The sequence below is a fragment of the Streptomyces durocortorensis genome (assembly GCF_016901035.1).
GTDB lineage: Bacteria > Actinomycetota > Actinomycetes > Streptomycetales > Streptomycetaceae > Streptomyces > Streptomyces durocortorensis.
The window spans coordinates 1-5,028 of the sequence record NZ_JAFEUF010000360.1 but is presented as its reverse complement, the minus strand read 5'-3'; the positions used below and the strand labels follow the sequence as shown (position 1 = coordinate 5,028).

Sequence of the window (5,028 nt, the reverse complement as noted above, 5' to 3'; positions counted from 1 at the left end):
CTGGACGAGGGCGGCGAGCAGGAGCGGCGGCCGCGCCGGGGCCCCCGGGCCCGGGGGGGGGGGGGGGGGGGGGGGGGGCGCGGTTCGGGCGGCCGGAGCCGCCGGCACCTCCGCGACGCCCGGCCCGGCCAAGACCGCCGCAACGCCCGGCCCGGCCAGGACCTCCGACACCTCCGACGCTTCCGGCTCCTCCGACACCTCCGGCGCCGCCAACCCACCCAAGGCCCCCAACCCGTCCGAGGCCCCTCGGAGAACACGGTCCCCGGACTCCGTCAGCAGGGAGGCGAGCAGTTCGTGGGCCGCGCGGCGGTCGGTCCACGGGGCGTGGTGGAGTACGGCGCGGGCGACCAGGCGGTGGGCGAAGTGCACGCGGCTGCCTGCTCGTTGAAGGAGGGAGTCGGTGCCGGTGCCGTCGAACAGGGCCCGGTCCAGGAAGGCCCGGGACAGTCCGGCCCGCGCGCCCGCGCGCAGCAGGAGCAGGGCGTCCGCGCCGGCGCCGTCCGGCTCGTGCTCCTGGGCCGCCGCGGCGAGCAGGAGCAGGGTCCGGGTCCGGCCCGGGAGGCCGTCGAGGCGTTCGGCGTGGGCGGCCAGCACCGCTTCGCCGCCGGGCAGGGGCAAGGGCAGCGGGGTGCGGCCGGCGAGCTGGTCCGGGGTGAGGCGGCCGGTGAGTCCGGCGAGCAGGCGGGGGTTTCCGGCCGCCTCGCGGAGGAGTTCGGCGCGCACGACCGGGTCGAGCCCCTCCGTACCGCGGGTCAGCCGGTCCAGGAGCGCCGAGGCCGCCCCCTCGTCCAGCGGCCCCAGGTGGAGCGTGGGCAGTCCGGCGAAGGCGGCGCCCTCGGCGGCCGAGACGAGGACGGCGATCCCGCTGCCCGCCCCCAGTCTCCGGGCCGCGAAGGCGAGGGCGGCCCGGGACGCCCGGTCCCAGGCGTGCGCGTCGTCGGCGCAGACCAGCAGGGGCTGCCCGGCGGCGAGTTCCCGCAGCCGGCCGACCAGGGCATCGGGCGTGATGCCGGAGGACGGGAAGGCGGAGGACGAGAAGGCGGACAGGGCCGAGGCAGTGGCCGGGGCCGGGGCCTGGCCGAGCAGGGCACCCAGCCCGCTGTAGGGCACGGCACGTTCGGCGGGAGCGGCCGTGGCGTACAGCACGGGGCCCCTGCCCCGGTGCGCCTCCGCGGCCGCGCGCAGCAGCGCCGTGCGGCCGAGACCGGGCGGCGCGGCCAGCACCAGCGCACCTCCGTCGCCCCGCCGCAACGACTCCAACAGGCTTTCCAGGGTGGCGAGTTCATCGTCCCGGCCGTACAGCCGGAGCGGACTGCGCACGGTCGTCGATGGGGTCACACCGGCACGGTACGGTCGCCCCGGCCAGGGAGGAAGTGCCGCGTCCACGCCCCGCCCGGCGACGGCCGGGTCGGGTGCGGGCTCCCATCCGGAGCCCTGCCGCGCTGTGCCGGAGCACAGTGCGCCAGGGCCCGGAGCGCCGGGATTACGCGGTGTGCGGGCAGTTGCCCCGGTACTCCGCGATGGTCAGGCTCGGCCGCGGCAGCGGGCAGAGGAACTGCTCGTAGCGGGTGTCGTTGTCGATGAATCGCTTCAGCCACGAAAGGCTGTACTTGGCGATCGTGGTGTTGGACGAGTTGGGCGTGAAGTGCGAGGCGCCCCGCAGCTCCAGGTAGGCCTTGTCCAGGGAGCCGGGCAGCGACTCGTAGAACGGCTCGGAGTGCGTGGCGACCGGGGCGACCGTGTCGCCGTCCGCGCCGACCACCAGGGTGGGCGTGCGCAGTTCGGACCAGGTCTTGTCGGTGTTCCAGCCGGTCAGCGGGATCGCCGCCTTCAACGACGTACGGCTCTTGGCGGCCTCCAGCGAGCCCCCGCCGCCCATCGAGTGGCCCATCACGCCGAGCCGGGAGGCGTCGACCCGAGTCCGTACCGTGCTGCGCTGGGTCAGGTAGTCCAGCGCGGACAGGAGCTGGCGGCCCCGGCTGTCGGGCTGGTCGAGGGTGGTGTTGGTGTCGATGGTGAAGACCACGAAGCCCTGCGAGGCCAGGCGCGGGCCGAGCCAGGCGATGGAGGACTGGTAGGCGGTGAAGCCGGGCGAGATGACGACCGCGCCGAAGGTGCCGTCGGCGGTGGAGGTCGGGTAGTAGATGGTGCCGCCGCCGAATCCGCTCACGGCGAGCGAGGAGACGGAGGTCTGCGAGGTGGCGTACGAGCCCCGACTCGCCTCGATGGAGGCGTTGGTGGGGGCCGGGCCGCGCTCGTAGGGGTTGTCGGCGACGGCCTGCGCGCCGGGTGCCAGGGCGGTCAGCAGGAGGCCGGCGGTGGCCGCGGCGGAGGCCAGCAGGCCCGTGAACGTACGGGGGCGGCTCGGGCGTGGGGCCTGTCGGCGTGCGAGGAGGTGCTGCTGCACGGGGGATCCTCTCGGTGGTGGCGGTGGGGAACCACACCACGCGAAGGCCCGTGAGCCCGTCGTCCGGGGGCTGTCGGGGTGCGCCGCGTGGCTGCCGTCGTCGTTCGTCGGCGGTCGCCACTCTCACGGTGCGTCCCGTGCACGCGCATCGGCGGTATCACCGGTCTTGGCGGACCGGTGATACCGCCGAAAGGGGTCGAGGATCCTAACGGACCGGCTTTCCTGCCTCCCGCAGGGCGTCCTTCACCTCGGAGATCCGCAGGTCGCCGAAGTGGAACACCGATGCGGCGAGCACCGCGTCCGCGCCCGCTTCGATCGCCGGGGCGAAGTCCGCGAGCCGGCCCGCGCCGCCGGAGGCGATGACGGGGACGGTGACGTGCCCCCGTACCGCCTCGATCATCTCCGTGTCGTAGCCGTCCTTCGTGCCGTCCGCGTCCATCGAGTTGAGCAGGATCTCGCCCGCGCCCAGCTCGGCGGCCCGGTGGGCCCACTCGACGGCGTCGATGCCGGTGCCCTTGCGACCGCCGTGCGTGGTGACCTCGAACGTGCCCTCCGGCGTGCGGCGGGCGTCGACCGAGAGCACCAGGACCTGGCGGCCGAAGCGTTCGGCGATCTCGCGGATGAGGTCGGGGCGGGCGATGGCGGCGGTGTTGACGCCGACCTTGTCCGCCCCGGCACGCAGCAGCTTGTCGACGTCGTCCGGGGTGCGGACGCCGCCGCCCACGGTGAGCGGGATGAAGACCTGCTCGGCGGTGCGGCGGACCACGTCGTACGTCGTCTCGCGGTCGCCGCTGGAGGCGGTGATGTCGAGGAAGGTCAGCTCGTCGGCGCCCTCGGCGTCGTACAGCTTGGCCATCTCGACGGGGTCGCCCGCGTCACGCAGGTTCTGGAAGTTGACGCCCTTGACGACCCGGCCGTTGTCGACGTCGAGGCAGGGGATGACCCGTACGGCGAGAGTCATCGCGCACCTCCCCGGTAGGCCTCGATCTCGACCTCGACGACCAGGCTCGGGTCCACGAACCCGGACACGATGATCATGGAGGCGGCGGGGCGTACGGCGTCGAACAGCTCCTTGTGGGCGCGGCCGACCTCCTCCACGTCCCGGGCGTGGGTGAGGTACATCCGGGTGCGGACGACGTCCTCGCGCCCCAGCCCCACCTGCTCCAGCGCCGCGAACGCGACGTCGAAGGAGGTGATGGCCTGCTCGTACGGGGAGCCCGCGGAGATCTGGCCGTTGATGACGGAGGTGCAGCCGGCCACCAGGACGAGCCCGTTGGGCAGTTCGACCGCGCGGGAGTAGCCGAACTTCTCCTCCCAGGGGGCGCCGGTGGAGATCCGGCGTACGGCGGAAGCGGAATCGGAATCGGTCACGCGGCGACCGCCTTGAGGGCCTCTTCCAGCGTGAACGCCTTGGCATACAGCGCCTTGCCGACGATCGCGCCCTCGACGCCTTCGGGGACGAGGAGGGAGATCGCGCGGAGGTCGTCCAGGGACGAGACGCCGCCGGAGGCGACGACCGGGCGGTCGGTGACGGCGCAGACGTCGCGCAGGAGGCCCAGGTTGGGGCCTTCCAGGGTGCCGTCCTTGGCGATGTCGGTGACGACGTACCGCGCGCAGCCCTCGGCGTCGAGGCGGGCGAGGGTCTCGTAGAGGTCGCCGCCGTCGCGGGTCCAGCCGCGGCCGCGCAGGGTGGTGCCGCGGACGTCGAGGCCGACGGCGATCTTGTCGCCGTGCTCGGCGATGACCTTGGCGACCCACTCGGGGGTCTCCAGGGCGGCGGTGCCGAGGTTGACGCGGCGGCAGCCGGTGGCGAGCGCGGCCTCCAGCGAGGCGTCGTCGCGGATGCCGCCGGACAGCTCGACCTTGATGTCCATGGCCCCGGCGACCTCGGCGATCAGGGCGCGGTTGTCGCCGGTGCCGAAGGCGGCGTCCAGGTCGACGAGGTGCAGCCACTCGGCTCCGGCGGACTGCCAGGCGAGGGCGGCCTCCAGCGGGGAGCCGTAGGAGGTCTCGGAGCCGGACTCGCCGTGGACGAGGCGGACGGCCTGGCCGTCGCGGACGTCGACGGCGGGGAGCAGTTCAAGCTTCGGCATTACAGCGTCTCGATCCAGTTGGTCAGCAGCTGGGCGCCGGCATCGCCGGACTTCTCAGGGTGGAACTGGGTGGCCCACAGCGCGCCGTTCTCCACGGCGGCCACGAACCGTTCGCCGTGCGTGGCCCAGGTGACCTTGGGGGCACGGATCTTGGCGTTGGTGACTTCGAGGGTCCAGTCGTGCGCCGCGTAGGAGTGCACGAAGTAGTAGCGGGCCTCGGGGTCCAGCCCGGCGAAGAGCCGGGAGTCCTCGGGGGCCTCCACGGTGTTCCACCCCATGTGCGGGACGACATCGGCCTTCAGGGGGCCGACCGTACCGGGCCATTCGTCCAGGCCCTCGGTCTCCACGCCGTGCTCGATGCCGCGCTCGAAGAGGATCTGCATCCCGACGCAGATGCCCATGACGGGGCGGGCCCCCGGGCGCCCGCCGGCCCCCCGACAAACCCCCCCGGGCCCCCAAACCCCCGCCCGCGCGGGCCGCCCCCCCCCCCCCCCCCGGGCCCGGGCCCCCCCCCCCGGGGGGGCCCGG

General features: G+C 74.3%; 5 protein-coding genes and 1 pseudogene. All 6 read right to left on the bottom strand.

Annotated features, from left to right (window positions below):
* A partial coding sequence (locus tag JS521_RS33695) for an AAA family ATPase (protein WP_307847995.1) occupies positions 1-1,338 on the bottom strand: 1,338 nt, incomplete at its 3' end.
* 145 nt (positions 1,339-1,483) lie between these two features.
* Entirely contained in the window at positions 1,484-2,407 is a 924-nt protein-coding gene (bdeA, locus tag JS521_RS33690) for a bis(hydroxyethyl) terephthalate hydrolase (RefSeq protein WP_205086688.1), read from the bottom strand.
* 205 nt (positions 2,408-2,612) lie between these two features.
* Positions 2,613-3,368: an imidazole glycerol phosphate synthase subunit HisF gene (gene hisF / locus JS521_RS33685; RefSeq protein ID WP_205086687.1), complete on the bottom strand. Its 756-nt coding sequence runs from the start codon at positions 3,366-3,368 to the stop codon at positions 2,613-2,615.
* A complete protein-coding gene (locus tag JS521_RS33680) occupies positions 3,365-3,778 on the bottom strand; it encodes a RidA family protein (protein WP_205086686.1) in 414 nt (137 codons plus the stop codon). The genes hisF and JS521_RS33680 overlap by 4 nt, the downstream gene beginning before the upstream one ends.
* Positions 3,775-4,500 carry a bifunctional 1-(5-phosphoribosyl)-5-((5-phosphoribosylamino)methylideneamino)imidazole-4-carboxamide isomerase/phosphoribosylanthranilate isomerase PriA gene (priA, locus tag JS521_RS33675; protein ID WP_010064537.1) on the bottom strand — a complete coding sequence of 242 codons (726 nt, stop codon included), beginning with the start codon at positions 4,498-4,500 and terminating at the stop codon, positions 3,775-3,777. The genes JS521_RS33680 and priA overlap by 4 nt, the downstream gene beginning before the upstream one ends.
* A pseudogene (hisH, locus tag JS521_RS33670) lies at positions 4,500-5,028 on the bottom strand (imidazole glycerol phosphate synthase subunit HisH); the annotation flags it as partial. The gene priA and the pseudogene hisH, both read right to left, overlap by 1 nt.

Coding starts and splice junctions, on each gene's coding strand:
- hisF (WP_205086687.1), bottom strand. CDS start 3,368: ATGACTCTCGCCGTACGGGTCATCCCCTGCCTCGACGTCGACAACGGC.
- priA (WP_010064537.1), bottom strand. CDS start 4,500: ATGCCGAAGCTTGAACTGCTCCCCGCCGTCGACGTCCGCGACGGCCAG.